Origin of the sequence: Rhizobium sp. RU36D (assembly GCF_900176345.1) — a bacterium.
Classification (GTDB): Bacteria; Pseudomonadota; Alphaproteobacteria; order Rhizobiales; family Rhizobiaceae; genus Allorhizobium.
In genome coordinates, this window is record NZ_FWXU01000002.1 from 224,988 (window position 1) to 249,113 (window position 24,126).

The following is a 24,126-nucleotide window of genomic DNA, read 5'->3' on the forward strand; positions in this document are numbered from 1 at the left end:
TGATAAAAAGAGTCATATTTTAACATTTGATTTTGCCAGGCTGTGCAAAGCCATTCGCGCCGTGAATCGGTTGGGGTCTATCGATTCAAATTAGTCGTTGGACGGCGTACCGCTCAGCGGCGAGACTCGCTGATATGTCGGACATCCCTGATCCACCCGTCTACCTCCAACGCATCGATCCGCGCCGCAACATGGCGCGGTTCTACAGCATCGCGGTACAGCCAACGCTGTTTGGCGAAATGTCGCTCATTCGCAATTGGGGACGCATCGGCACGTCAGGCCGGTCGATGGTGCAAACCTTCGACCGGCCTGACGCGCTGGAACAGGCGCGCGACGATATCGAGCGGGCAAAGCGGCGCCGCGGTTATGCCGAAACGTGAGCGCGGCGCTTGAGCCACTCTTCCAGCCGTTGCAGGACCACGAAGAGCGAGGGAACAAAGACAACGGTCAGGCAGGTCGAGCCGATCATGCCGGTCAGAACGGCGATGCCGATCGATTTCTGCGCGCTGGCGCCGGCCCCGGTCTGCAGCACCAGCGGCACGACGCCGAGAATGAAGGCGATCGAGGTCATGAGAATGGGGCGCAGTCGGGTGATCGCGGCCTTGATCGCTGCATCCACGATCTCGTAATTCTCATGCGCCCTAAGATGCCGGGCCGTCTCCACGATCAGGATCGCATTCTTCGCCGATAGCGCGATCAGCAGCACCAGACCGATCTGGGTATAGAGGTTGACGGCGGCATTGGCGGCCAGCAACGTCGCGGCCGTGCCGATGAGCGCAAGCGGCACCGTGGCGATGACCCCGATCGGCGCCCACCAGCTTTCGTATTGGCCGGCCAGAACGAAATAGACGAGCAGCAGGCTCAAGCCGTAGACCAGGTAGATCTGGCCGCCGAGTTCGCGCTCCTGGTAGGAAACCGCCGTCCATTCCCGCCCGTAATTGTGGGGCAGCAAGGCCTTGGCAAATCCGTCGAGTGCATCAAGCGCCTGCCCGGTGGAGTAGCCCTGGGCCTGGGAGCCGATGATCTGGGCGGATGGATAGAGATTATAGAGGCTGATCAGTGCCGGACCGGTCACGGCCTTGATGTCGGCAATCGATCCGAGCGGCACCATCTGGCCGGACGCGCTACGCAGCCGGATCTGTTCGAGGTCGGCCACCTCAACGCGCCGCGAGGCATCCGCCTGCACATAGACCTGGAAGACACGGCCGAACAGATTGATCTGCCCCGCATAGGACGAACCGATATACTGGCTGACGGTGTCATAGGCGCCACCGACATCGACCTCCGCACGCTGGGCCTTGCTGCGGTCGATGGAGATGGCAAATTGCGGGGCGTCGGCGCGGAAGGGGCTGAAGGCTTCACGGAATGTCGGATCCGCAACGGCGGCTTGCGCAATGCCGGCGGCCGCCTCTTCCAGCGCCGCGTAGTCGAAGGCGCCGTCGCGGGCCTGGATCTGCATGGCGAAACCGGCGGCATTGCCGATGCCCTGGATCGGCGGGGGCGGCAGCACGAGCGCCTGTCCGTCGGGCAGGTTTGACGTCAGCTCCCGCATCGACGTGTAGAGCGACAAGAGGTCGTCGCCCTCCTGGCGCAGGCTCCAGTCCTTGAGGATGACATAGAGCACGCCGGCATTGGAAAGGCTGGCATTGTTGTTGAGCGCGGAGATGCCGCTGATCGCGACCGAGGTTTCCACGGCATCGAGTTTTTCCAAGCGTTGCCGAACGTCTTCGATCGCACGGCGGGTCCGCTCCAGCGAAGCGCCCTCCGGCAATTGCACGGAGACCAAGAAATAGCCCTGGTCCTCGACCGGCAGGAAGGCGGTCGGCACCCGCGCCAGCAGGGCGACCGAAAGTCCCACCAGCAGCAAGGCCACGACTGAAATCATGATGCTGAAGCGCGTCATCACCTTGACCAGCGCGCCATAGACCCGCTCCACCGCGTCATAACCGGCGTTGAAACCGCGATAGAAGATGTTCTTGCGCTTCGGCGCATGGGGCTTCAGCCACAGGGCGCATTGGGTCGGCTTCAGAGTCACGGCATTCACCGCGCTGATCAGGGCCGTGGCGGCAATCACGAGGGAGAACTGCCGGTACATTTCGCCGCTGAGGCCCGGCAGGAAGGAGGCTGGCAGAAACACGGCGAGCAGCACGAGCGTGATGCCGATGATCGGGCCCATCAACTCGTCCATGGCAAGCGCCGCGGCCTCCCTGGGCGACTTGCCCTCTTCCAGATGCCGCGCGGCTGCCTCCACCACCACGATGGCATCGTCCACGACGATGCCGATGGCGAGGATGATGGCGAATAGCGTGGAGAGATTGACCGAGAAGCCGAAGAGCGCCAGCGCGCCAAAGGCGCCGATAATGGTGACCGGCACCGTGGTCGCCGGCACCAGCGTCGCGCGCCAGTCCTGCAGGAAAACCAGAATGACGATGAGCACCAGGAACGCGGCTTCCACCAGCGTGTGATAGACATCGTCGATCGCGGCCTCGACGAACAGCGTCGTATCAAAGGGCACGGAATGGCGCAGGCCTTCCGGGAAATCGGCCGACATCACATCCAGCTTGGCCTTGACCGCCTCGATCACCTCGAGCGCATTGGCCTCCGGCAGGAGGAAGAGCGCCAGGCCGGCCGAGGGCTTGCCGTCGAGGCTGAAATCCTGGCTGTATTGCTGGGCGCCGAGCTCCACCCGGGCGACGTCGCGCAGGCGCACGATATCGCCATTGTCATTGGTCCTGAGGATGATGTCCTCGAAGGCGGCGACATCGGCGAGCTTGGAATCGAGCTTCAGCGTATATTGGAAATCACGCCCTTCCGGCACCGGCGGCAGGCCGAGCTGGCCGGCGGATGAGGTCCGGCTCTGCTGGCGGATGGCATTGTTGACATCCGAGGGCACGAGGCCACGCGCCGCCATCAGTTCCGGATCCATCCAGATGCGCACCGCATAGCTGCCGGCGCCGAAGACGGAGACGCTGCCGACGCCCGGGATACGCGAGATCTGGTCGACCAGGTTGATGGTCGCGTAATTGGTCATGAACAGGCTGTCATGATCCGGGTTGTCTGAGGTGAGAGCAGCAATTGCCAGGATCGCCGTGGAGCGCTTGGCGGTCTGCACCCCTTGCGCCTGCACGGCATCGGGTAGCGAGGGGGTGGCGCTTGCCACGCGGTTCTGAACCAGGATCTGCGCTTCGTCCGGGTCCGTGCCGATGGCGAAGGTCACGGTCAGAGCATAGGTGCCGTCGCTGGTGGAGGTCGACTGCATGTAAAGCATGCCCTCGACGCCGTTGACCTTCTGCTCGATCGGCAGCGCCACGTCTTGCACGATGGTCTCGGCATTGGCGCCGGGATAGCGCGCCGTGACCTGCACCGAGGGCGGCACGACATTGGGATATTGTGCCACGGGCAGGCCGACCAGCGCCACCAGACCGAGTATGACGGTCAGGATCGCGATGACATTCGCAAGCACCGGCCGATCGATAAAGAACCTGGCCATAGCCGGCCTCTCCGTTTTCTTGTGTTCAGGGTTGACCGAGCGTGGCGACGATCTCGACGGCTTCGCCGGCGCGCAGGCCGCTGCCGCCCTTCACGATCACCCGGTCGCCTTCTTTCAGGCCGTCGACGATCTCGCGGCGCCCATCGTCGGTCTTCTCACCGAGCGCGACCCTGACGGTCGCGACCTTGCCCTCGGCATCCACGAGCTGAAGGGTGCGGCCCGACTGGGAATTGCCGATCGCTGCCTCCGGCACCGTCAGCGCCTTGCGTGTGACGATCGGCACCCGGACCCGGGCAAACATGCCGGGCGACAGCAGGCGGTTCGGATTGGAGACGATGCCGCGAAGGGTGATCGTTCCGGTCGCGCTGTCGATATCGGGGGCGATGTAGTCCAGCTGGCCGACATAGGGATAGGTTACGTCGCCTTGCAGTCCGGCTTCGACGCGGATCGCTCCCAGGCTTTTCAGGTCGATATTGCGCTCGGCCATCGCGCGACGGATGGCGATCACCTGCCGCTCACTAGCGGAAAACACCACATGGAGCGGATCGGGCTCGACCAGCGAGGCGAGTTTTGGTGCCGAGGCGGCATTGATGAAGGCGCCGACATCGGCCGTTCGTGCAGCCAGGATGCCATCGAACGGCGCCTTCACTTCGGTGTAGCTGAGGTTGAGCTCTGCACTGCGGACCTTGGTTTCGGCCGCGGCAACCTGGGCCTCCGCCGCCAGCTTTTGGGCCGCAGCTGACTCGTTTGCGCTCTGCGATACGACCCGCTGGGCCGAAAGGCCTTCCTGCCGGATCGCATTGGAGGTCGCCTGCTGCAGATTGGCCTGCTGCTGGCGCAACTCCGCTTCTGCCGCCGCCAGGCTGATGCGATAGGGCTCGGGCTCGATCACGAAGACGACGTCACCGGCCCGCACGGTATCACCGTCCTTGAAGTTGACCTTTTCCAGCGTGCCGGACACGCGGGCAACCAGGTCGATCTGGTTGACCGCGCGGAAGCTCCCCGTGGTTTCCAGATGCCGGGTCACCTCGGCAAGAACAGGAGCCTCGACCATGACCTTCCGCTTCTGGGCCTCAGCAAAGGCGTGACCGCCCCAGCCGACCAGCAGAGCTGCGGCCACGAGGGGCAACAGTGGATGTTTCATGGATCGGATCCTTCCCTTGTGGATGTCGTCTCAGACCGTCTCGCTGAATCGCGCCTATTTCAGCGCCTGCAGCTCGGCCGGAGTCAGCATGCCGTTCTTGTCCTTGTCGATCTTGCCGAAAGCCATGCTGTAGCGACCGGCCTGCTTGACCTTGACGGCGACCTGCTTGCCGGAAGCGGCGATCGCATCGATGAACACCTTGAACTCAGCCTGATCGAGCATGGTGTCGGCGTTCTTGTCGGCGGTCATGAAGGCCTGCTGTTGCGCCTGTGCCGTCGAGGCGACGGAAAGTCCTGCCAGCACGGCCAGGACGGGGGCGATAGACTTGAAGTTTGCCATTTTAGATCTCCTTCTGATGTCGAGATATCCGCCATGTCTGTCCCCGGAGCGGGGTGGCTACTGACGGGCGGAAGCTGTCAGCAAGCCATTGTCCAGCCGGGGCACCGCCAGCATCAGCGATTCCAGGCCAGTCACGAGAGAAGTGTCCGTCCGCTCGGCGGACAGCGATTGGCCAATGCTGGCGATCGTCGTTGCGTCGCCAAAGGCCTTGTTGTGGTTCTTGCCGATCCCGCCCTTCACGCCCGAGATGTCATGGGCCTCGACGCCCAGCGCGCGGAACTGCGCGATGTCGGTGGTTTCGCCGGTGCGGATCTTGCCGCCGAACAGCTTGCGCGAGATCTGCAGCGCACGGTCATCGGAAGAGACGTAAACCTTGAGCCGTCCGCGCAGCGCGCCGAGCTGGCTGATCTGCGTCCGGAAGACGTCGAAATCGACATCGGGGGCGGCCAGCACAACCGTGCCGATCCGGTCGAGGATCGCAGCGTCCTTCGAGATGGCGATCTGGCGCAGCGTTTCCATGGTAAGCCAGCCGCCCATGGAATGGGCAAAGATGTCGATGCCGCCGATATTGGGCTCCGCCGCCAGCGCGTTCAACAGCTGCTGCATCGCGTCACGGCTGTAATTGGCGGAATCCTTGTCATAGCCGTAGCCGGCGGTGACGCCTCTGGACGGCCAGCTGAAAAGCACCGGCAGGCCCTGGAAACGCGTGTCATCGACGATCTGGGCGAAGCGCACGACGGATTCGTCGAACTGGGTGTTGTAGCCATGGGTGAAGACCAGCGCGCGCGGCTTCGGCTTGCCGAACGCGACCGGTGCGGCGGCTACCTGCGCCTTGAATTCCGGATAGGTAATCTCCTCAGCCTTCACCAGCGTGATGTCCTTGGCCGGATCGGGCTTCGACCGGTTGACCGGCAGGGTTCCGGGAATACGCCCGGGGGGCATGGACATGGCGAGGTTGACGAAATGCACCTGGGTGTCGCGATCGCCGCCGAAGAGGAAGCCCTTGCCCTTTTGCGGGTCGGGCTTGCGGGTGGTCACGGCAAGAATGGTCCGCGTCTGTTGCGGAGCGATGTCGGCTGCGACCGGCGTGAGCAGACCCGTGGTCGAGGTCTGGCAGCCGGCGAGGACCGATGCCAGCAGGCATAGCGCCAGCACGTTGGCCAACCGTCCCGCACCTTTGCCTGCCGCCGCTGCCGTGTCTCGGACCGCAAGGCCCGTCTTGCTGAACATGCTCGTGACCCACCATACCCCACGCGGCCGGGCATCCGCCGCCGCTTGTCTGGCCGGCACCATCGTCCAAGGGTTGCGGTGAAGCCATCCCATGTTCATGGGGTCTGAACCTCCGCGACCGTGCCGCTCACAGGGTTTGCCGTCGCGCGCACCTCCGCGAGAGACACGCGAACGCCATCGGCTGCGAGATCGAAGCCGGAGGCTTCGAGCACCTCAAGAAGCAGGGCGCGGATCAGCGGGACCGCGGTCACGGCGGAGGCGCGGGCCAGGTTGAAGCTCAGCACCAATTCCCCGGCCTGCGCTTCGGCCGAAACCGGGGTGATGGCGATCTTTCCGATGATGGCCGCCTGGAGACTGGTTTCGCTGCGCAGCGTCGATGCCGCCAGCCGCAACAAGCGCGCCTGTCGCAGGGCATCCGGCTGCTCTTGCAGGCTGAGGCTGACACGGGCGAGCACCAGGCCACGGCTGCGGCTCGCCACCGTCTCGATCTGGCCGTAGGGGATCGTATGTAGCCGATCATCGGTGCTGCGCAGCCTGAGACTGCGGATCTGGATCTGCTCCACCCGGCCATGGGTGCCGTCGATCTCGATCTCCTCGCCCAGCCGGAAGGCATCGTCCAGCATCCAGAAGATGCCCGAGATCACGTCCTTGACCAGTGCCTGGGATCCAAGGCTGACCGCCAGGCCGAGAATACCCGCTCCGGCCATGATCGGCGTGGTATCGACGCCCAGAACCGACAAGGCGACCAGCGAAAACACCGAACCGATCAGGCCCAGCATGGCAACGCGGATAATCGGCAGCACTGTCGTCACACGTGCGCGACGCAGCTCCTCGTCTTCGAGCGAGGTCAGGCTCTCCTTCGGCATCATGCTGGATTCGACCCAGGCATGGGTCACGGCAGCAAGCACGGATGCGAATAGCAGCACCAGCAGCGCGAAATTGATCTGCCGCGAATATTGCGGCCAGTCCTGTTGCGGAATGACCGCGAGCGTGCCGACCAGCCAGTATTCGACGATCAGCCGCAGGATGACGGCTGCCGCCAAGGCATCGATCACCACCCGCACCACGAACAGCCGCCGCATCATGCTGGGCTTGCGCGACAGCTGGATCGAGAGCGCGATCGACCGGTCGAAGGCGAGCGCCAGCATCAGGGCGATCGTGGTGCCTTTGATGCCCTGGTAGAGGTCGAACTGCTGCATCAGCCAGCCCCAGATCCATAGCGCTGAGACCATCACGACCATCCAGACCGCAACCGTGTGGAGAAGCGGCGTCAAGCCGAGGCGGCGCAGCATGTGCAGCAGGCGAAGCACCGCCACCATCATCGCCAGGGCGCCGAGCATGGCCAGCAGCTTCACGGCATCCGGCGACATGCCGACACGCTCGGCCGCTGCCAGAAGGCAGGCCATCAGATGCCCCGCGGCCAGGATCACCGCGCCGCGCCGCAGCCCCTTCTCTGCGCCGATTTCATCCAGCGGCAAGAGCCGCAATTGCGGGATGCGTGGTCGCAGCACGATGCCGAGAAAGGTGATGGCCGAGAGCCAGTAGATCACGGCCAGGAGAAATTCCCGGGCAAATCCGTCGCCCAGGGGATCCATGCTGAGAAACCGGACGGATATCGCCCGCCCCACCGCGATCGCCGCCAGCAGTGGCACCAGGCTCCAGCCGGTCAGCTTCAAGACGGCGAGGAACGGCACCCGTTCGCTTGCCGCGGCCTCCCGCCGCCGCTTGAGCCCATAGCTCAGGAGCAGGAAGACCAGGATCACCAATCCACCAACCCCCAAGCTCAAGCCAAGAACCTGCGGTGCAGACGCCATTGAGGCGGTGCCCGCCCGCAGCAGCTCCTGATCAAGCTGCGGCAGCGCCGCAACCGTATCCAGCAGCTCCGTCTCGAGGCGATCGACCACCTGCTCGGCACTGACGATCCAGTCGCCGACATTGACCACCGGTTCGGCAGGCGTCGGAGAGGGGTTTGTCGCAGCCGCTTGACCGTCCATCGTGTCTGTCCCTTCTCCATTCAGCTGGAGAAAACCGGGCTCGGCGGGAGAAGCGGCCCGCGAGCTTCAACTAGAGCCGGATGGCGACCGAGAACCGCCATGCACTTTTCGGCATCATGCTCTGACAGCAGCCATTACGGGTGCGGGCCGGGCCTCGCCACCCCATGTTCATGGCGTGGTGGCGCACCCGGAATCGGTCATGCTGTGTTCAAGCCGATGCTTGGTCGGCGCCTCACGAAAATCTGGAGAAATCGCCATGATCCGCCGCCGAATTGGTCTCAAGGCCGTATTGGCCCTCAGCTATCTCGCCGCGCTGGCAGCGCCCATCCTGACCGCCGCACCCGCCGAGGCTGTCGTCTACTGCAAGGCAGTCGGCGTGCCGAAGGGCTGCATCGTGCGGCCGCCGACTGTGGTTGTCGTCTATTGCACGGCACCCGGTGTTCCGGTCGGTTGCGTCGCTCGTCCCGCCGCTCGCAAGGCCGTGTACTGCACTGCCCCGGGCGTGCCTGTCGGTTGCGTTGGCAGGCCGGGCGTGGGCGTCGGTGCGCCCGGTGTCGGTGTGACGCGCGCACCGGGTGTTGGTGCCCCGGGCGTGGGTGCCGCACCGGCCAATCGTGGCGGCCCGGTCAACCGCGTCGGTGTTCGCTGAACTCTTCTAGCCATCGATGTGGCTCCCGCGCGGAGCCGCAGACGAGATCCTGTCAGCCGGGATTGACCTTCCGGCCCCACCGATCTGCCTGTCCCCGCCGGTCGGTCCGGGCGGTTGCTGATACCCAACTCTCCACGGGTTTCAGACCGCCTGGGCCGATTCGGGAAAGTCGCGCGGCAGCAGCAGCGACACGGTCGTGCCATTGGCATCGCTGTCTATGGACAGGGTGACATCGCAAAGGGCGGCACGCTTCTTCATGTTCAGCAAGCCCCTGCCCGGTCGTGATCCTGTCGGGATTGTCTCGCCGACCGAAAAGCCACGGCCATTGTCGCGAACCGACACCTTTCCCCTGGGATTTTTATCCTCGCCCATCACAGTCTCGATTGTGATCGCGACGGTCGATGCTCCGGAATGCTTGATGGCATTGGTCACCGCCTCGTCCAGAAGCCTGACGACCTGGATGACATGGCGTGGACGCAAGCCGGGATATACCGGCAGCCCGCCCGGCGCCTTCACGCTCCAGGCCAGCGTCATGTCATGGGCGCGCAACTGGCCCGATATGCGTTCGCGCCAGGAGCCGAGCGCCAGCATCAGATCGCCGTCGATCTCTTCCATCGCGTCGATGACGAGGCGAAGGTCGCGCAAGGCAGCGCGCGCCGCATCGCCGATGGTGTTGGTCGTGTCCCCCGGTTGTTCGGCCAGCGCGACGATGCTGACAAGCTGGCCGCCGAGCCCGTCATGCAGGTCGCGCATCAGGCGGGTGCGCTCCGATGCCAGGGCGGCGGCCTTGGCGCGCTCTTCCTCACGGGCAAAGCTCTTCCTCAGCTTCGATTCCGCTTCCGAAACCTGCTTGACCAGTCGGTCTGCGAAACTGTCGGCGTCATTCAGCGCCTGCACGAAACGCCATGTCAGCCAGACCCCGATGACAAGCACGACGAAGGAATAGCCGAACCAGCCGATGAACAGGCGCTCGCCGGGAATAACCCGCAGGCTTGTCAGAATGTCGTTCAGCGCACAGCCCAGCATCACGGAGAAGACAGGGCCGAGCACCAGCGCTTTCCGGTTGCCCTCCAGCGCCGCCTTGCCAAGGATCAGGCATGCCACGGCTGCGCATAGACCAATGGTCGGCGGCCCCAGGGGCAGGTAGATCGCCCGCAGCACCTCCTGCTGTCCCACGAGACCGGCCAGTGCAATGATGACGCCGGGCACGAAGGTCAGGAGAAGCCATGGGGATGGCTTCCTGCCGATAAAGCGAAAAATGAAATGCAGCACCAGCGGGGCCTGGGTCACCACGGCCGCCCCAACCAGCCCCAGCGTCTGGGGCGGAGCCGGCATGGAAACGAAATATTGAGCAAAGCCGATCAGCATGGCGAGTGAAAGCAGCCCATAGCTTTGATCATGCCGGCGGCTAAGCCATATCAGCCCGAGGATCGCCCCAAGCGTGGCCTGTCCTGCGACCAGAACGAGAGGCAGCGTTTCAAACAGGATGGTTCGTTGATCGTGGGCAGGCCTCAAGACCTCGTCGGGTCCGGCATAGATTTTGTCGATATAGCCGCTCACCGGACCCCAGGTGAAAAGGCGAATTGTGAGTTCATTCGGCCCCTCATGAAACAGCTTCTCCGGGATCGTCGCCATCGCGGAGCTGTTTCGATCCGGCCTGCGGCTCATCACATTGCGACGTGTATCGTGGATCAGCGTCCCATTGACCTCCAGCAAGACGGCTGTGGTGAAACGCGGCACGAAAATGCCCCAGGGCACATTGTTTTGCGAGCTTGGCCGCTCAAGGGAGACGCGATAGACCACCGAAGCGATGGGTTCGGGCGAGAAGGGTCGGAAATCCGGCAAGGTGATGGGTTGGAAGTTTCCCGCCTGGTCCTTAATCTCGACGCCCTTCAGCGCGTAGACATCAGGCGGCAACGGCGCCCCGATCTGCCGCGCGAAGATGCAGAACACGATGATCAAAGGTTGCAGGGCCATGTATAGCAGGAACCAGCCGAGCCTGCCCCGCAGCCGAGCCATCCCCCATTCCATGTTGAGCGGCACCTTTCGTCTTAGAGCTTGATCAAGCCCTGCTGCAACGCTTCAAACACCGCCTCCCCGCGCGTGTTCACCTCAAGCTTGCGATAGATGTTCTTGATATAGCCCGGCACCGTCTGGCGGGAAATACCCAGATAATCAGCTATATCCCCATAGCTGAAACCCTTGGCGATGCCCCAGAGGATATCGATTTCGCGGGCGGTCAGCTTGGCGGTGTTGAGGTCCGTGCGGGTGGCGGGATCCTTGACCCCCTGAGTGCGCTTGACGATGAAGCGGGCAATCGAGGCCGAGATGGGTGAATGGCCGCGCATCAGGTCGCGCACCGTATCGGCAATATCGGCCAGCAGGGCATCCTTCAGCAGATAGCCATTGGCCCCGAGCAGGATGGCGGAGATCACGCTTTCCTCGTCACCCAGGATCGAGATGACCATGATCTCGGTGGATTGCCCGCGCTGCCGGACCTCGCGGATCAGGTCCATGCCGTGGCCGTCAGGCAGTTGCAGGTCGGTCAACAGCACATCGGGATAGCCGCGGGCCAGGAGTTGGCGCGCTTCCGCAAGGGTGCCGGCCTGGAAAACGGAAAATGCCGTGGGGTCGGACAGTCCATCGGCGATACGCTGTCGCGTGGGCGCATCATCCTCGACGATGACGACGGATATCGGTCCGGCTTTCTCCGTTTGGGCTTCCAAGTCAGCACTCGCTTTCAGGCCTCGGCATGGCCAACGGGATTATTGCGCAATTCCTAATGTCGCAACAGCCATGATCATGGGGGTGCGACGGGCTGCAAATCATGCGCGAGGGCTGTCACGCCATGGCCCTGCCCCTTAAAATTCACTCGTCAAACAGGAGGCTGCCATAGTCTGTGGCGCCATGCAGCACATGCAGGATCACCACCCTGTCTTCCTCGACCCGATAGAAGATCACGTAATTGCCATGGACGCGGCGACGCACGCCGTGCTGCTCGTAGCGCGGCACCAGCGCAAACCGCTTGGGGTTATCAGTGAGCCCCTCGCATTTCACCCGCAATTCGCGGATGACTGTGAGCGCTCTCAGCGGATTGTCCGCAGCGATGTAGTCGGCGATCCGTTCAAGATCGCCTTCCGCCTCGCGGGTAAACTCCAGCATCATGCCGAAGTCTCGTCCCGCTCGCTCATCCCGCGATACTTTGCCTCAAGCCGGTCAAACACGTCGCTTGCCGGTCGTGTCCGTCCAGCATCCGCATCAGCAACGCCCCGCTTGATCGAGGCGTCGAGGGCTGCAAGCTTGGCTTCGCGATCCTGGATCAAGCGCACGCCTTCCCTCAGCACTTCGCTCTTCGAGCCATAGCGGCCGGTCTCCACGAGCTGCTGGATATAGCTCTCAAGCTGTTTTCCCAGATCGGCGCTGATCATCGCGGTTCTCCATCGATCGTCACGATGAGCATGATGCCATTCTTATCAACTATTATCAACCGCAAGCGAAGGCGACGAGCGACGAGCCGCGGGGGTCGTGCCCTTCACCTGGCCCCTTGGCCCAACCGACCCTATCGTTCGATCATCACCCCATCGCTCTCCCCGTCAACGAAGGTCATGGGCCAGAGCTGCCGCCGGGTCGTGTCCGGATAATGGTCGGCAAAGGCGGGCATGGTGGAGAGCAGGGTTTCCGCCAGCGCGACGCCAAGGTCGCGCAGGGAATGGCGAAAGCAGGTAAGTTGCGGTGACAGGAACTGGGCCTGGGGGCTGAACTGGCCGATCACGGCAATGTCTTTGCCGGGCTTCATGCCAGCCTCTTCCAGCCCGTGATAGAAGCCCACCACCGTCGCCTCGTTGACCAGCACGCAGGCTGTCGGCCGGTCCGCGCGCGACAACAGTTCCCGCGCTAGCTGATAGCCACCGCTCTCGTTGGGCAGGGTGCGGAAGACATTGCGCGGTTCAAGCGTCAATCCGTGCCGCGCCAGCGCTTCGCGGCAACTGTCTTCGAAGACATAGCCGAGATTGATCTCGCCGGGCGGGCGGCTGATGGCGATGTTCCTGTGGCCGCGGGCGACGAGACGGTCGATCGAGGCATGGGCAATGCCCTCGAAATCCAGGTCGAACGAGGGCTGGCCGACATCCGTCAGGCTTCGACCCAGGGTGATGAAGGGGATGTCGGCCCGATGCAGGATCTCGAAGCGGTGATCGCGCCGGCGGGTGGCCGACAGGATGATGCCATCGGCAAATCCGCGGGCCACGTTGCGGCGCAGATAGTCGTCGGGATCTTCCTCGGAGGAGCAGAGCAGCACCACGAGATCGAGCTTGTGGCGGGCAAGCACCGTCTGCACCCCGTCGAAGACGCGCATGAAGAAGGTGCCGCCCTGCCCCGTCACGTCATGGCCCGTCTCCATCATGAAACCGATGATGCCGGTCGCGCCCTTGCGCAGCGACCGTCCCGCCTGGTTGGCGACATAGCCATAAGCCTCCGCCGCCTTCAACACGCGTTGGCGCGTCTCCTCGTTGACATCGTGTTTGCCATTGAGCGCCCGGGAGACCGTCCCGATCGACAGGCCGAGATGGTCTGCCAGCTTGCGTATGCCCTTCATGCGAATTCCTCTGCGGCGGCTCGCGTCCGATAACGTTTACGAAAATCTATTGACACAAGACAGCACCTGTTCCTAGTATCGTAAACGTTTACGGTAACGGTGTGGAAAGGGGAGTTTCCAGCCTTGCCGATGGGAGGAGACATTGTCATTGAAAGCCGTGATATGCGGATGCGGAGCCATGTCCAAAGGCTGGCTGCGGGCGCTGCAGTCTGACCCGCACCTTGCCGGAGCCATCAGTATCGTCGGCCTGGTCGACGTCAATCCGGACGCAGCCACCGCTCTGGCTGCGGAGTTCGGACTTGAACACGCCGTGGTGGGGACGGATCTGGCAGAGGTCCTGCAGCAGACGTCAGCGGACATCCTGTTCGACATCGTGATCCCCGGGGCGCGCAGCAATGTTGTCGAGACGGGCTTGCGTCACGGTTGCCATGTCTTGTCCGAGAAGCCGCTGGCCGCATCCATGGACGACGCGCGCGCCATGGTCGCGCTTGCCGCCGACGTGAACCGCATCCATGCCGTCGTCCAGAACCGGCGCTTCATTTCCGGCGTGCGCCGGCTTCGTCGCGCTGTCAAAGAGAAGCTGATCGGCGACCTCACCGCGCTGCACAGCGATTTCTTCCTCGGGCCGCATTTCGGCGGCTTCCGGGAGGCGATGGACAATGTCCTGCTGCTCGACATGGCGATCCACACGCTGGATGCCGCCCGCTTCGTCTCGGGCCGGACCCCCTTGTCCGTCTATTGCGTCGAAACCAATCCCGCCGGCTCGTGGTATGCCCATGGCGCATCGGCCACTGCGATTTTCCAACTGTCCGGCGGCGCCGTCTATAGCTACCGCGGATCCTGGTGCGCCGAGGGTCGCCCGACCAGCTGGGAAAGCGCCTGGCGCCTCGTCGGCACCAAGGGCATGCTGACATGGGACGGCAATGATGGCTTCGAGGCGACGGTCGCAGGCGATGAGGCCGGACTGTTGCGCGGCTATCGGTCCGTCGAGGTCCCCATGCCTGATGATGACGGCCAGACCCAGGGCCACCGCAGCGTCATTGCCGATTTTCTTGCGGCCATAGCATCGGGACGCCAGCCCGAAACCGCCAGTTCCGACAACATCAAGAGCCTGGCCATGGTGTTCGGCGCCATCGAAAGCGCGCGCACCGGCCTGCCCGTCCGGCTTTCCCAGGAAGGATCGTAATCCCGTGAGCAACCCCGCAAAGTCCATTCGCATCGGTACCATGATCAGCGCCAGCGGCGGCCAGGCCGCCCAGCGCATCGCCCAGCTTGCCGATATGGGGTTCGAGAGTTTCGAGCCCTTCTTCTGGCAGACCACCAACGGCCAGGACCTTGCCGATCTCGGTAAGCGCTGCCGCGAGGCGATCGGCGACCGCGACATCACCATCTCGACGCTCGGCATGTTCGGCAATCCGCTCGAGGGGCAGGAGCTCGATCTGGCCACGCTTGAAGGCTGGCAGCAGTGCATCGACAACGCCCACCATTTTGGCGCTTCCTGCGTCGCGGGTTTCACCGGCCGTGTCCGCGGCAAGCCGCTGACCGACAGCCTGCCGCGCTACCGCGAGGTCTGGAGCGAGCTTTCCAGGCGGGCTGCCGACAAGGGCGTCAGGATCGCCTTCGAAAACTGCGCCATGGACGGCAACTGGCAAACCGGGGACTGGAATATCGCCCACAATCCCGACGCCTGGGAGCTGATCTTCAACGAGACGCCGGACGAGCATATCGGGCTGGAATGGGAGCCGTGCCATCAGATGGTCTATCTGATAGACCCCTTGCCGCAGATCCGCAAATGGGCACGCAAGATCTTCCACGTGCATGGCAAGGACGCGACCATCCGCTGGGATGTCATCCGCGAGCACGGGATCTTCGGCAAGGAGAAGTTCGTCTTCATGCGCACGCCGGGCTTCGGCGACACCAACTGGACCGATGTGATCTCCGAGCTGCGGCTGGCCGGCTGGTCAGGATCGATCGACATCGAGGGCTGGCATGATCCCGTCTATCGCGATGCGCTTGAGATGACCGGCCAGGTCCATGCCCTGAATTACTTGAAGAATTGCCGGGGCGGCGACTTCGTTCCAGATCCGCAATGAAAGCCCCGCAATGAGACTGTCGTGAACCTGCCCGACGGCTTGGAGGAAGCCTGAGGGGTCCCGTTGAAACAAAAGGAGGAGAGCATGTCTATTCGCAAATCCCTGCTGGCGGGCGCCGTCGCGCTTGCCACGATATCCGCCCTGGCGCCTGAAGTCATGGCGGCCGACGAGGTGACCATCACCGTTTGGAGCCTCGACAAGCCGGAGCAGCCGGCCTGGAATCTGGCCCGCGAATTCGACGAGAAGGAGCCGGGCATCAAGGTGGAATACCGCCTGATTCAGTTTGACGACGTGGTCAGCGAGGCCATGCGCGCCTTCTCGACCGGCCAGGCGCCCGACATCATCGCCATCGACAATCCCGAGCATGCCCTGTTTGCCTCGCGCGGCGCCTTCCTCGACCTGACGGACCTGATTGCCAAGTCCAGTGTGATCAAGAAGGAGAACTATTTCCCCGGACCGCTGAATTCCGTCACCTGGGACGGCAAGCTGTTCGGCGTGCCGAAGGCCACCAACACCATCGCGCTCTACTATAATGCCGACATGTTCAAGGCCAAGGGCCTCGATCCGGACAAGCCGCCGCAGACATGGGCCGAATTGGTCGACGCCGCCCGCAAGCTGAACGATCCCGCCAAGAACGTCTATGGCCTGGCCTTCTCCGCCAAGGCCAATGAGGAAGGTACCTTCCAGTTCCTGCCCTGGGCCCAGATGGGTGGCGGCAGCTACGAGAAGATCAATTCCGAAGGGGCCGTGAAGGCACTGGAGACCTGGAAGACGGTCATGGACGAGAAGCTGGCGTCTCCCGACAGCTTGACGCGCGGCCAGTGGGATTCGACCGGCACGTTCAATTCCGGCAATGCCGCCATGGCGATATCAGGCCCGTGGGAACTCAACCGCATGTCGGAAGAGGCCAAGTTCGACTGGCGCGTAGCGCTTCTACCCGTGCCGGATGCCGGGGCCGAGCGGTCCTCGGCCATGGGCGATTTCAACTGGGCGATCTTCTCCTCCTCCAAGCATCCCGAGGAAGCGTTCAAGGCGCTGGAATATTTCGCATCCCAGGATGACAAGATGTTTGCGAAATACGGCCAGCTCCCGGCTCGTTCCGACATCACGCTGCCGGCCACCGGCAACGAGAAGAAGGATGCCGCGCTGAAGGTGTTCCAGGAACAGCTGAAATATGCCAAGGCGCGCGGCCCGCATCCGCAATGGCCGAAGATCTCCAAGGCAATCCAGGATGCGATCCAGGCATCCCTGACCGGACAGATGTCGCCCAAGGACGCACTGGACCAGGCTGCCGAGAAGATCAGCGCGATCCTCGGCTGACCAGTGTCTGGCTGATGGCATGGCGGCATGAGCTGCCTGCCCCCAAGAAACCTCCCGCAGGACCATCTCGCCGGCCCGTTCATCGGAACCGGCGGGGTGGTCCGAGCGGGGTCGAGCCTGCCGCCGGGAGATCGTGATGCAGAGACTTCTATCCAGCCTCACCGACGGGCGGGGCTTCGACATCGGGCTTGTCGCAGTGCCGCTCAGCTTCCTGTTCCTCATGGCCGGCCTGCCGCTGATCTACAATGTACTGATGAGCTTCCAGGAAGTGGACATGTTTTCGCTCGGCAGCCTGATCCGGCCCTTTGTCGGCTGGCGCAACTATGTCGACCTGTTTTCGCAGCGCGAGACCTGGCCGATCCTGGCCAATACGGCCATCTTCGTCGTCGCCTCCATATCGGGCCAGTTTGTGATTGGTTTCGGCCTGGCGCTGTTCTTCTGGGTCGGCTTTCCCGGCGCCACCTGGCTGCGCGGCCTGTTCCTGGTCTCCTGGGTCATGCCCGGCCTGGTGGTTGGCGCCATCTGGAACTGGATCCTCTCGGGCGATTTCGGCGTGTTGAACTTCCTGCTGCGCGAGAGCGGGCTGATATCCGGCAACATATTCTGGCGATCGGACCCGAATTATTCCCTCTGGGCCGTGATCATCGCCAATATCTGGCTCGGCACCTCCTTCAACATGATCCTGCTGTCGGTCGGGCTTTCGTCCATTCCGAAGGACCTCTACGAGGCAGCCGAACTGGACGGCGCCAATGCCTGGCAGCGGTTCTACACCATAACCCTGCCGATGATGCGCTCGACCATCGGCGCCGTCGTTTCGCTCGGCCTGATCTTTACCCTGCAGCAATTCGACCTCTTCGCCGCGATCACCTCGGGCGGCCCGAACAACTCCTCCAACGTGGCGCAGTATTGGGCCTGGGACCTGTCATTCAAGCAATATGACTTTGCCCGCGGCGCCACGATCTCGGTCATCATGATCGTCTTCGTGATGTTTGCCTCGGTGCTCTATGTCCGCTCCACGCGCCAGGAGGTCAGGGGATGAGCGAGCAAAATCGCAACCGGATCATGCTGGCGGTCGCTCTGATCCTTGCCGCCGTCTATCTGTTTCCGCTCTACTGGATGTATATCACGACCGTGAAAAGCGGTTCGGCGATGTTTGCCACGCCGCCGAGCTTCTGGCCTGATGATCCGCAATGGAGTTCCTATCCTTATGTGTGGGAAAGCCGCAACCTGGCGCGCTATCTCTGGAATTCCCTTGTCATTGCCACAGGTGCCGTCAGCCTGATCGCCGTGCTCGGCACCGGTTGCGCCTATGTGCTGGCGCGCTATCGCAATGGCTGGGTCGATGTCGGCCTGTTCCTGATCCTGATGCTGCAGGTGCTGCCGGCGTCCCTGATGATCACGCCGATCTTCGTCGGCTATTCGCAGATCGGCATGCTGGACTATCCGCGGCTTGCGGTCATCATTGCGATTGCCGCCAAGAGCATGCCCTTTTTCGTCGTGCTGGTCCGGGCCACCTTCATGAGCGTGCCGATGGAGCTGGAAGAGGCCGCCCTGGTGGATGGCAATTCGCGCGTCGGAGCATTCTTCCATATCGTCCTGCCGCTGGCCCGCAATGGCATCCTCGTTTCGGCCATCCTGATCTTCATGCAGGCCTTTGGCGAGTTCGTCTATTCCAAGTCAATCATCCAGGCGGTCGAGTACCAGCCGGCCAGCGTCGGGCTCAATTCCTTCATGGGACCCAACACCAATGAATGGAACAACATCATGACCTTCGCGACGATCTATGTGACCCCGATCCTCGCGGTCTTCGTTCTCTTGCAGCGCCGGATCGTCTCCGGCCTTACATCTGGAGCCCTGAAGTGATCCATCAGATCGAACTCAACGGCGTCAACAAGTTCTACGGTGCCTATCACGCGCTGCGCAACATCGACCTGCAGATCAGGCGCGGCGCCTTCGTGGCGCTGGTCGGCCCATCGGGCTGCGGCAAGTCCACGTTGTTGCGCTCGCTGGCAGGGCTTGAGCGCATTTCGACCGGCGAGTTGCTTATCGCCGGGGAGCGGATGAACGACGTGCCGCCGCGCAAGCGGGACCTCGCCATGGTCTTCCAGTCCTACGCGCTTTATCCGCATATGACGGTGGAGGAGAACCTCACCTATTCGCTCAGGGTCCGGGGCGTGAATAAGGCGGAGGCCAGGAAGGCCGCTGCCGAGGTGGCCGCCACGACGGGCCTGAGCGAGCTTCTCCATCGTTACCCCCGCGAACTGTCGGGCGGCCAGCGGCAGCGCGTGGCGATGAGCCGGGCGATCATTCGTCATCCCAAGGCCTTCCTGTTCGATGAGCCGCTGTCCAATCTCGACGCTTCCCTGCGTGTTCATATGCGCAAGGAAATCCGTGCCCTGCACGACAAGCTGGGCGCCACCTCGGTCTACGTCACCCATGACCAGATCGAGGCGATGACCATGGCTGACCACGTCGTGGTCATGCGCCAGGGCGTCATCGAACAGCAAGGCGCACCGCTCGACCTCTATGACCGTCCGGTCAACAAATTCGTGGCGGGTTTCATCGGTTCGCCCGCGATGAACTTCATACCCGCCGAGGTCGATGCCGATGGCAGAAGCCTGACGCTCGCGCTGGAAACGCCGCAGCGCATCGCCCTGTCGATCGCGCGGCCGCCGGGAGAAAAGCTCATCGCCGGCCTGCGCCCCGAACATCTCGAGATCGTGCCATCAGGAGAGGGCCAGTTGCAGCTTCGGGTCGGGGTGGTGGAGATGACCGGAACCAACAGCTATGTTGCCAGCGACGGCAGCCCGGAGATCATGATCCTTCAGTCCGGCCGGACCATAGCCAAGCGCGGCGACGTGCTGTCGGTGGCATTTTCCGAAAACCACCTCAACCTGTTCTCCGCCGAGACGGGAATGCGGATCTGACGATCACCGCCGTGGCCGGGCATGGGCATCAATTGCCCCAGACCACCGCCTCCTCATGCCGCTTGATCAGGTGCTTCAGGCTGTCGAAGCTGGATTGCACGAAGGACGAGAACTGGTCGACCGCCGGCGAGCGCGGTGCGTCGATGCGGCGGAGGATGGCGAGCGCCCGCTCCGGATGCGGAATGTTGATCGGCAGCGCCGTGATGGTCTTTTCCTTGCGCTGCGCGAAGACCACGCTATGAGGCATCACCGTCAGTGCGTCTGCGGCCTTGAGATAATTCACCACGCTTGCGAGCGATCCGCCGGAATAGCGGATGCGGATTTCCGTGGCGCCGAAGGAAAGCAGCAAGGCCCGGAGATCCGCCAGCAGCGGGCTGCCGGGCGGTGGCGCCACCCAGGGAAATTCCAGCAGATGGGCGGGCTGCGGCCGCCGCTTGAGCAAGAGCGGGTGCGTCACTCGGCAGGCAATCACGCTGCGGCCCGGCAGGATCTGCTGGAAGGCCAGGCCCGACCCCTCGTCCAGGATATCGATCGGGCAGATCGCCAGATCGATCTGGTCTGCCTTCAGGGCGGCGCGCAGGTCGCCGAAATAGCCATAGGACTGGTCGATCCGGACATCGGGATGCGAGGCCTGGAAATCGGCGCAGATGCCGGCAATCAGCCCATCCATGAACAGCGGCGAACCGCCGACACGCACGACGCCGCTCTTGCCGATGCGGAAGCTTTCCACGAGATCGGAGGCCTTGCGCGAGGCCGCCAGCATGGCCAGCCCATGTTCGGCAAGGGCCGCGCCAAGCGGTGTCGGCTGCAGCGGACGGCGCCCGCGCAAGAACAGTGGCTCGCCGACCCGCTTCTCCAGCATGGAGAGCGTGCGCGACACCGCCGGCTGCGCAAGCCCCAGCAGGGCGGCACCCTCGGTCACGCCGCCGGTCTTCACCACGGCTGCCAGTTGGATCAAGTGTCGTTCGTCGAGCTTCATAACGATCCGTTATACTGATCCGAAAAGAAATCATCAATCGTCACCTCAACACCTGCTAGCTTTCTTCATGTCCTGGGATGCGGATTTGGGAGGAGATGCATGTTGCGGGGAGCCGATGCGCCTGTTTTCAGCGAGGCCACGTCCGCCGAGGCGTTCGCTGCGCGCTTTTCGCAGCACGACCCCGCCACCGCACGGCTGATTTCTGCCGTCGTTTGCCATCTGCACGATCTCATCAAGGAATTTCGTCCGAACCAGGAGCAGTGGCGAAAGGTCATCGAATTCCTGACCGAAGTCGGCCACGCCTCCGACGAGCGCCGACAGGAATGGGTGTTGTTGTCGGACCTGACAGGGGCGTCCGCTCTTGTCGAGGAGATCAATTCCCGCCGCCCGGCCGGTGCGACGCCCAACACGATCCGCGGACCCTTCTTCCGGGCCGACACGCCGGAACGCCCGCTCGGCGCGTCGATTTCGCTGGATGGCATGGGCGAGCCGCTCATAGTCGAAGGCCGCGTCGAGGATTTGGATGGACAGCCCGTGGCCGGTGCTGAGATCATCACCTGGCAGGCCAATGCCCAGGGTTACTATGAGAACCAGCAGCCAGACCTGCAGCCGGAATTCAATCTGCGGGGCCTGTTCCGCGCCGATCAGAATGGGTCATTTCACTACCGCTCCGTCCGTCCGGCCGGGTACAGCGTGCCCCATGACGGACCTGTCGGACGGCTGTTGTCGGAGGCGGGTTATCCCCTGCATCGCCCGGCCCACCTGCATTTTGTCGTGCGTGCGCCGGGTTTCGAGACGATCACCACGCATATCTACGACGCCGGCGATCCGAGGCTTGGCGAGGACGCCCTGTTCGGTGTCCGGCCGGAACTGGTGCGACCTTTCGAGCCGGATGCAGACGTTGCGGGCGGCGCTCGGGTCGCGGTCCGGTTTGTCATGGTCCGTGCACGGCCGGGGAGAAACAAATGAAGCGCTTCATCTATACCGGCAATCCCTCGCGGATCATCTTCGGCTCGGGCCGTAGCGCCGAGGTTGGCGCAGCCGTCGAAGCGCTCGGCTGCCGCAGGGCACTGGTGCTCTCAACGCCGCATCAGAAGGCGGAGGCACAGGCCCTGTCCCAGCGTCTCGGCTCCCTCTCCGTCGGCGTCTTCGCCGGCGCCGTCATGCACACGCCCGTCGATGTCACAGAAGCGGCGCTGAAGGTCGTCAATGACACGGAAGCCGACTGTGTCGTTTCGCTCGGCGGCGGATCGACCACCGGCCTTGGCAAGGCGATTGCCTATCGCACCGATCTGCCGCAGGTGGTGATCCCCACGACCTATGCCGGCTCCGAGGTCACGCCGATCCTCGGCCAGACCGAAGGCGGTCGCAAGACCACGGTGCGCAACGCCAGCATCCTGCCGGAAGTGGTCATCTACGATCCGGATCTCACCCTCGGTCTTCCGGTCGGCATGAGCGTCACAAGTGGCCTGAATGCCATGGCCCATGCGGTGGAAGGACTTTATGCGCAAGATCGAAACCCGGTCTCGACGCTGATGGCGCTCGATGGTTTGCGTGCCTTCCGGGACAGCCTGCCGGTGCTCATCAACAACCCGCGACAGGCGGAGGCTCGTGCGGAAGCGCTCTATGGCGCCTGGCTCTGCGGCACCGTGCTTGGTACCGTCGGCATGGCGCTGCACCACAAGATCTGCCACACGCTGGGCGGCTCCTTCGACACGCCCCATGCCGAAACCCACGCGGTCATGCTGCCGCACACGTCCGCCTTCAACGCCGAGGCCGCGCGGACCGAACTTTCAGCGGCAGCCGACCTCTTCGGCGGCTCGATCGGCGGCGGTCTCTGGGATTTCGCCAAGTCGATCGGCGCGCCGCTATCGCTGAAAGATTTCGGTCTGACCGAAGCCGATCTCGACCGTGCCGCCGAGATCGCCACCGAAAACCCCTATTGGAACCCGCGCCCGATCGACCGCAAGTCGATCCGCACGCTTCTGCAACAGGCCTGGGAGGGCGTCAGGCCCGACTGATCGAAATGACATCGCGCGCGAGGCGCGCTCTTTGGGAGGAGAGACGATGATGGGAGGAAACATGTTTACCAGACGCAAATTTCTGCAGACGACAGCAGCCGGCGGCGCCGTGCTGGCAACCTCGGGCCTTGCGGCCCCGGCTATCGCGCAGCAGGCCACCGTGAAGCTCGGCTATGTCAGCCCGCAGACCGGGCCGCTCGCCGCCTTCGGTGAGGCCGACAAGTTCGTGATCGACAGCTTCCTGGCCACGACCAAGAAGATGGGGCTGAACTACGAGGTCGTGGTCAAGGACAGCCAGTCCAATCCGAACCGGGCGGCCGAAGTCGCCAAGGAACTGATCGTCGATGACGAGATCAACCTGATGCTCGTCTCCTCGACGCCGGAAACCACCAATCCGGTCTCCACCACCTGCGAAGCCGAGCAGATCCCCTGCCTGTCCACCGTTGCGCCCTGGCAGCCCTGGTTCATCGGCCAGCAGGGCAATCCGGGTGACCCCGCAAGCTGGAAGCCGTTCAACTATGCCTATCACTTCTTCTGGGGTCTTGAGGACATCATTGCCGTCTTCACCGGCATGTGGGGCCAGATCGAGACCAACAAGAAGGTCGGCGGCCTGTTCCCGAATGATGGCGACGGCAATGCCTGGGGCGACAAGGTCGTCGGCTTCCCGCCGGTCCTCGAAAAGCTCGGCTATGGCCTGACCGATACCGGCCGCTACCAGAACCTGACGGACGATTTCTCGGCCCAGATCAACGCCTTCAAGCAGGCCGAAACAGAGATCCTGACCGGCGTGATGATCCCGCCCGACCTCACCACCTTCTGGAACCAGGCCAAGCAGCAGGGCCTCAAACCCAAGATCGCCTCGATCGGCAAGGCGCTGCTTTTCCCGCAGACGGTGGAAGCCCTTGGTGATGCCGGCCACAACCTCTCGACCGAAGTCTGGTGGACGCCTTCCCACCCCTTCAAGTCCTCGCTGACCGGTGAAACCGCCGCCGATGTGGCCGCCGCCTTCACCACAGCGACCGGTCGCCCCTGGACCCAGCCGATCGGCTTTGCCCATGCGCTGTTCGAACTTGCAGTCGATGTCATGAAGCGGGCGGAAGACGTGACGGATGGCGATGCGGTGGCCAAGGCCATCGGCGAAACCAAGCTGGACACGCTGGTCGGCCCGATCGCCTGGAACAACGCCAACCTGCCACCCTTCGCCCAGAAGAACGTCGCCAAGACCCCGCTCGTCGGCGGCCAGTGGCGCCTGAAATCCGGTGGCGGTTACGACCTCGTCGTGGTCGAGAACGGTCAGGCGACGAACATCCCGCTCGGCGGCAAGATGGAAGCGTTTGGGTGATTGC

Annotated in this window: 22 protein-coding genes; 11 read left to right on the top strand and 11 right to left on the bottom strand. The window is 63.4% G+C overall.

All coding sequences use genetic code 11. From position 1 onward, the window contains the following. Positions 1–134 precede the first annotated feature (134 nt). Positions 135–380, top strand: a complete 246-nt coding sequence (locus tag B9A97_RS03980) for a WGR domain-containing protein (protein ID WP_084363697.1) — start codon at positions 135–137, stop codon at positions 378–380. Here B9A97_RS03980 and B9A97_RS03985 read toward each other — a convergent pair. From B9A97_RS03985 to B9A97_RS04005, 5 genes are all read right to left on the bottom strand, one after another. Then, a complete protein-coding gene (locus B9A97_RS03985) occupies positions 365–3,490 on the bottom strand; it encodes an efflux RND transporter permease subunit (protein WP_084363698.1) in 3,126 nt (1,041 codons plus the stop codon). The genes B9A97_RS03980 and B9A97_RS03985 overlap by 16 nt on opposite strands. Positions 3,491–3,515: 25 nt before the next feature. Continuing rightward, on the bottom strand, positions 3,516–4,634 hold the full coding sequence (locus tag B9A97_RS03990; RefSeq protein WP_084363699.1) for an efflux RND transporter periplasmic adaptor subunit: 1,119 nt from the start codon (positions 4,632–4,634) through the stop codon (positions 3,516–3,518). A gap of 54 nt (positions 4,635–4,688) precedes the next feature. Beyond that, positions 4,689–4,973: an EF-hand domain-containing protein gene (locus B9A97_RS03995; RefSeq protein ID WP_084363700.1), complete on the bottom strand. Its 285-nt coding sequence runs from the start codon at positions 4,971–4,973 to the stop codon at positions 4,689–4,691. 57 nt (positions 4,974–5,030) lie between these two features. Continuing rightward, positions 5,031–6,203 carry an alpha/beta hydrolase gene (locus tag B9A97_RS04000; protein ID WP_179145214.1) on the bottom strand — a complete coding sequence of 391 codons (1,173 nt, stop codon included), beginning with the start codon at positions 6,201–6,203 and terminating at the stop codon, positions 5,031–5,033. Positions 6,204–6,298: 95 nt separating this feature from the next. Further along, positions 6,299–8,197: a mechanosensitive ion channel family protein gene (locus B9A97_RS04005; RefSeq protein WP_084363702.1), complete on the bottom strand. Its 1,899-nt coding sequence runs from the start codon at positions 8,195–8,197 to the stop codon at positions 6,299–6,301. A gap of 259 nt (positions 8,198–8,456) precedes the next feature. Here B9A97_RS04005 and B9A97_RS04010 point away from each other — a divergent pair, with 259 nt between their 5' ends. Continuing rightward, positions 8,457–8,846, top strand: a complete 390-nt coding sequence (locus B9A97_RS04010; RefSeq protein WP_210189679.1) for a hypothetical protein — start codon at positions 8,457–8,459, stop codon at positions 8,844–8,846. 141 nt (positions 8,847–8,987) lie between these two features. On the opposite strand, the gene B9A97_RS04015 is transcribed toward B9A97_RS04010, so the two are convergent. The 5 genes from B9A97_RS04015 to B9A97_RS04035 all read right to left on the bottom strand — a co-directional run bounded on the left by B9A97_RS04015 (position 8,988) and on the right by B9A97_RS04035 (position 13,440). Continuing rightward, on the bottom strand, positions 8,988–10,865 hold the full coding sequence (locus B9A97_RS04015; protein ID WP_143530318.1) for a sensor histidine kinase: 1,878 nt from the start codon (positions 10,863–10,865) through the stop codon (positions 8,988–8,990). Between the two features lie 32 nt (positions 10,866–10,897). Continuing rightward, the gene (locus B9A97_RS04020; protein WP_084363705.1) at positions 10,898–11,572 is read right to left on the bottom strand and encodes a response regulator; all 675 of its coding nucleotides are present in this window, start codon (positions 11,570–11,572) and stop codon (positions 10,898–10,900) included. A 142-nt stretch (positions 11,573–11,714) separates the two neighbouring features. Beyond that, complete coding sequence (locus B9A97_RS04025; RefSeq protein WP_084363706.1) at positions 11,715–12,011, bottom strand: type II toxin-antitoxin system RelE/ParE family toxin; 297 nt, start codon at positions 12,009–12,011, stop codon at positions 11,715–11,717. Further along, positions 12,008–12,274: a type II toxin-antitoxin system ParD family antitoxin gene (locus tag B9A97_RS04030; RefSeq protein ID WP_084363707.1), complete on the bottom strand. Its 267-nt coding sequence runs from the start codon at positions 12,272–12,274 to the stop codon at positions 12,008–12,010. The genes B9A97_RS04025 and B9A97_RS04030 overlap by 4 nt, the downstream gene beginning before the upstream one ends. A gap of 131 nt (positions 12,275–12,405) precedes the next feature. Next, positions 12,406–13,440, bottom strand: a complete 1,035-nt coding sequence (locus tag B9A97_RS04035; protein ID WP_084363708.1) for a LacI family DNA-binding transcriptional regulator — start codon at positions 13,438–13,440, stop codon at positions 12,406–12,408. 142 nt (positions 13,441–13,582) lie between these two features. Here B9A97_RS04035 and B9A97_RS04040 point away from each other — a divergent pair, with 142 nt between their 5' ends. The 6 genes from B9A97_RS04040 (at position 13,583) to ugpC (ending at position 19,780) form a co-directional block, all read left to right on the top strand. Then, entirely contained in the window at positions 13,583–14,626 is a 1,044-nt protein-coding gene (locus B9A97_RS04040) for a Gfo/Idh/MocA family protein (protein ID WP_084363709.1), read from the top strand. A gap of 4 nt (positions 14,627–14,630) precedes the next feature. Then, a complete protein-coding gene (locus B9A97_RS04045) occupies positions 14,631–15,533 on the top strand; it encodes a sugar phosphate isomerase/epimerase family protein (protein WP_084363710.1) in 903 nt (300 codons plus the stop codon). Positions 15,534–15,617: 84 nt separating this feature from the next. Then, a complete protein-coding gene (locus tag B9A97_RS04050) occupies positions 15,618–16,853 on the top strand; it encodes an ABC transporter substrate-binding protein (protein ID WP_084363711.1) in 1,236 nt (411 codons plus the stop codon). Positions 16,854–16,989: 136 nt separating this feature from the next. Then, positions 16,990–17,892, top strand: a complete 903-nt coding sequence (locus B9A97_RS04055) for a carbohydrate ABC transporter permease (protein WP_084363712.1) — start codon at positions 16,990–16,992, stop codon at positions 17,890–17,892. After that, entirely contained in the window at positions 17,889–18,716 is an 828-nt protein-coding gene (locus B9A97_RS04060) for a carbohydrate ABC transporter permease (protein WP_084363713.1), read from the top strand. The genes B9A97_RS04055 and B9A97_RS04060 overlap by 4 nt, the downstream gene beginning before the upstream one ends. Next, positions 18,713–19,780 (top strand): ABC transporter ATP-binding protein, encoded by a 1,068-nt coding sequence (gene ugpC / locus B9A97_RS04065; RefSeq protein ID WP_143530319.1) that lies wholly within the window; start codon positions 18,713–18,715, stop codon positions 19,778–19,780. The genes B9A97_RS04060 and ugpC overlap by 4 nt, the downstream gene beginning before the upstream one ends. Before the next feature lie 28 nt (positions 19,781–19,808). On the opposite strand, the gene B9A97_RS04070 is transcribed toward ugpC, so the two are convergent. After that, positions 19,809–20,759, bottom strand: coding sequence for a LysR family transcriptional regulator (locus B9A97_RS04070; RefSeq protein WP_084363714.1), 951 nt, complete (start codon positions 20,757–20,759; stop codon positions 19,809–19,811). A gap of 99 nt (positions 20,760–20,858) precedes the next feature. On the opposite strand from B9A97_RS04070, the gene B9A97_RS04075 reads away from it, so the two are divergent. From B9A97_RS04075 to B9A97_RS04085, 3 genes are all read left to right on the top strand, one after another. After that, positions 20,859–21,728, top strand: a complete 870-nt coding sequence (locus B9A97_RS04075) for a dioxygenase family protein (RefSeq protein ID WP_084363715.1) — start codon at positions 20,859–20,861, stop codon at positions 21,726–21,728. Continuing rightward, the gene (locus B9A97_RS04080; RefSeq protein WP_084363716.1) at positions 21,725–22,780 is read left to right on the top strand and encodes a maleylacetate reductase; all 1,056 of its coding nucleotides are present in this window, start codon (positions 21,725–21,727) and stop codon (positions 22,778–22,780) included. Before B9A97_RS04075 ends, B9A97_RS04080 begins: the two co-directional genes overlap by 4 nt. A gap of 61 nt (positions 22,781–22,841) precedes the next feature. Beyond that, positions 22,842–24,122: an ABC transporter substrate-binding protein gene (locus tag B9A97_RS04085; protein WP_084363838.1), complete on the top strand. Its 1,281-nt coding sequence runs from the start codon at positions 22,842–22,844 to the stop codon at positions 24,120–24,122. Positions 24,123–24,126 lie beyond the last annotated feature (4 nt).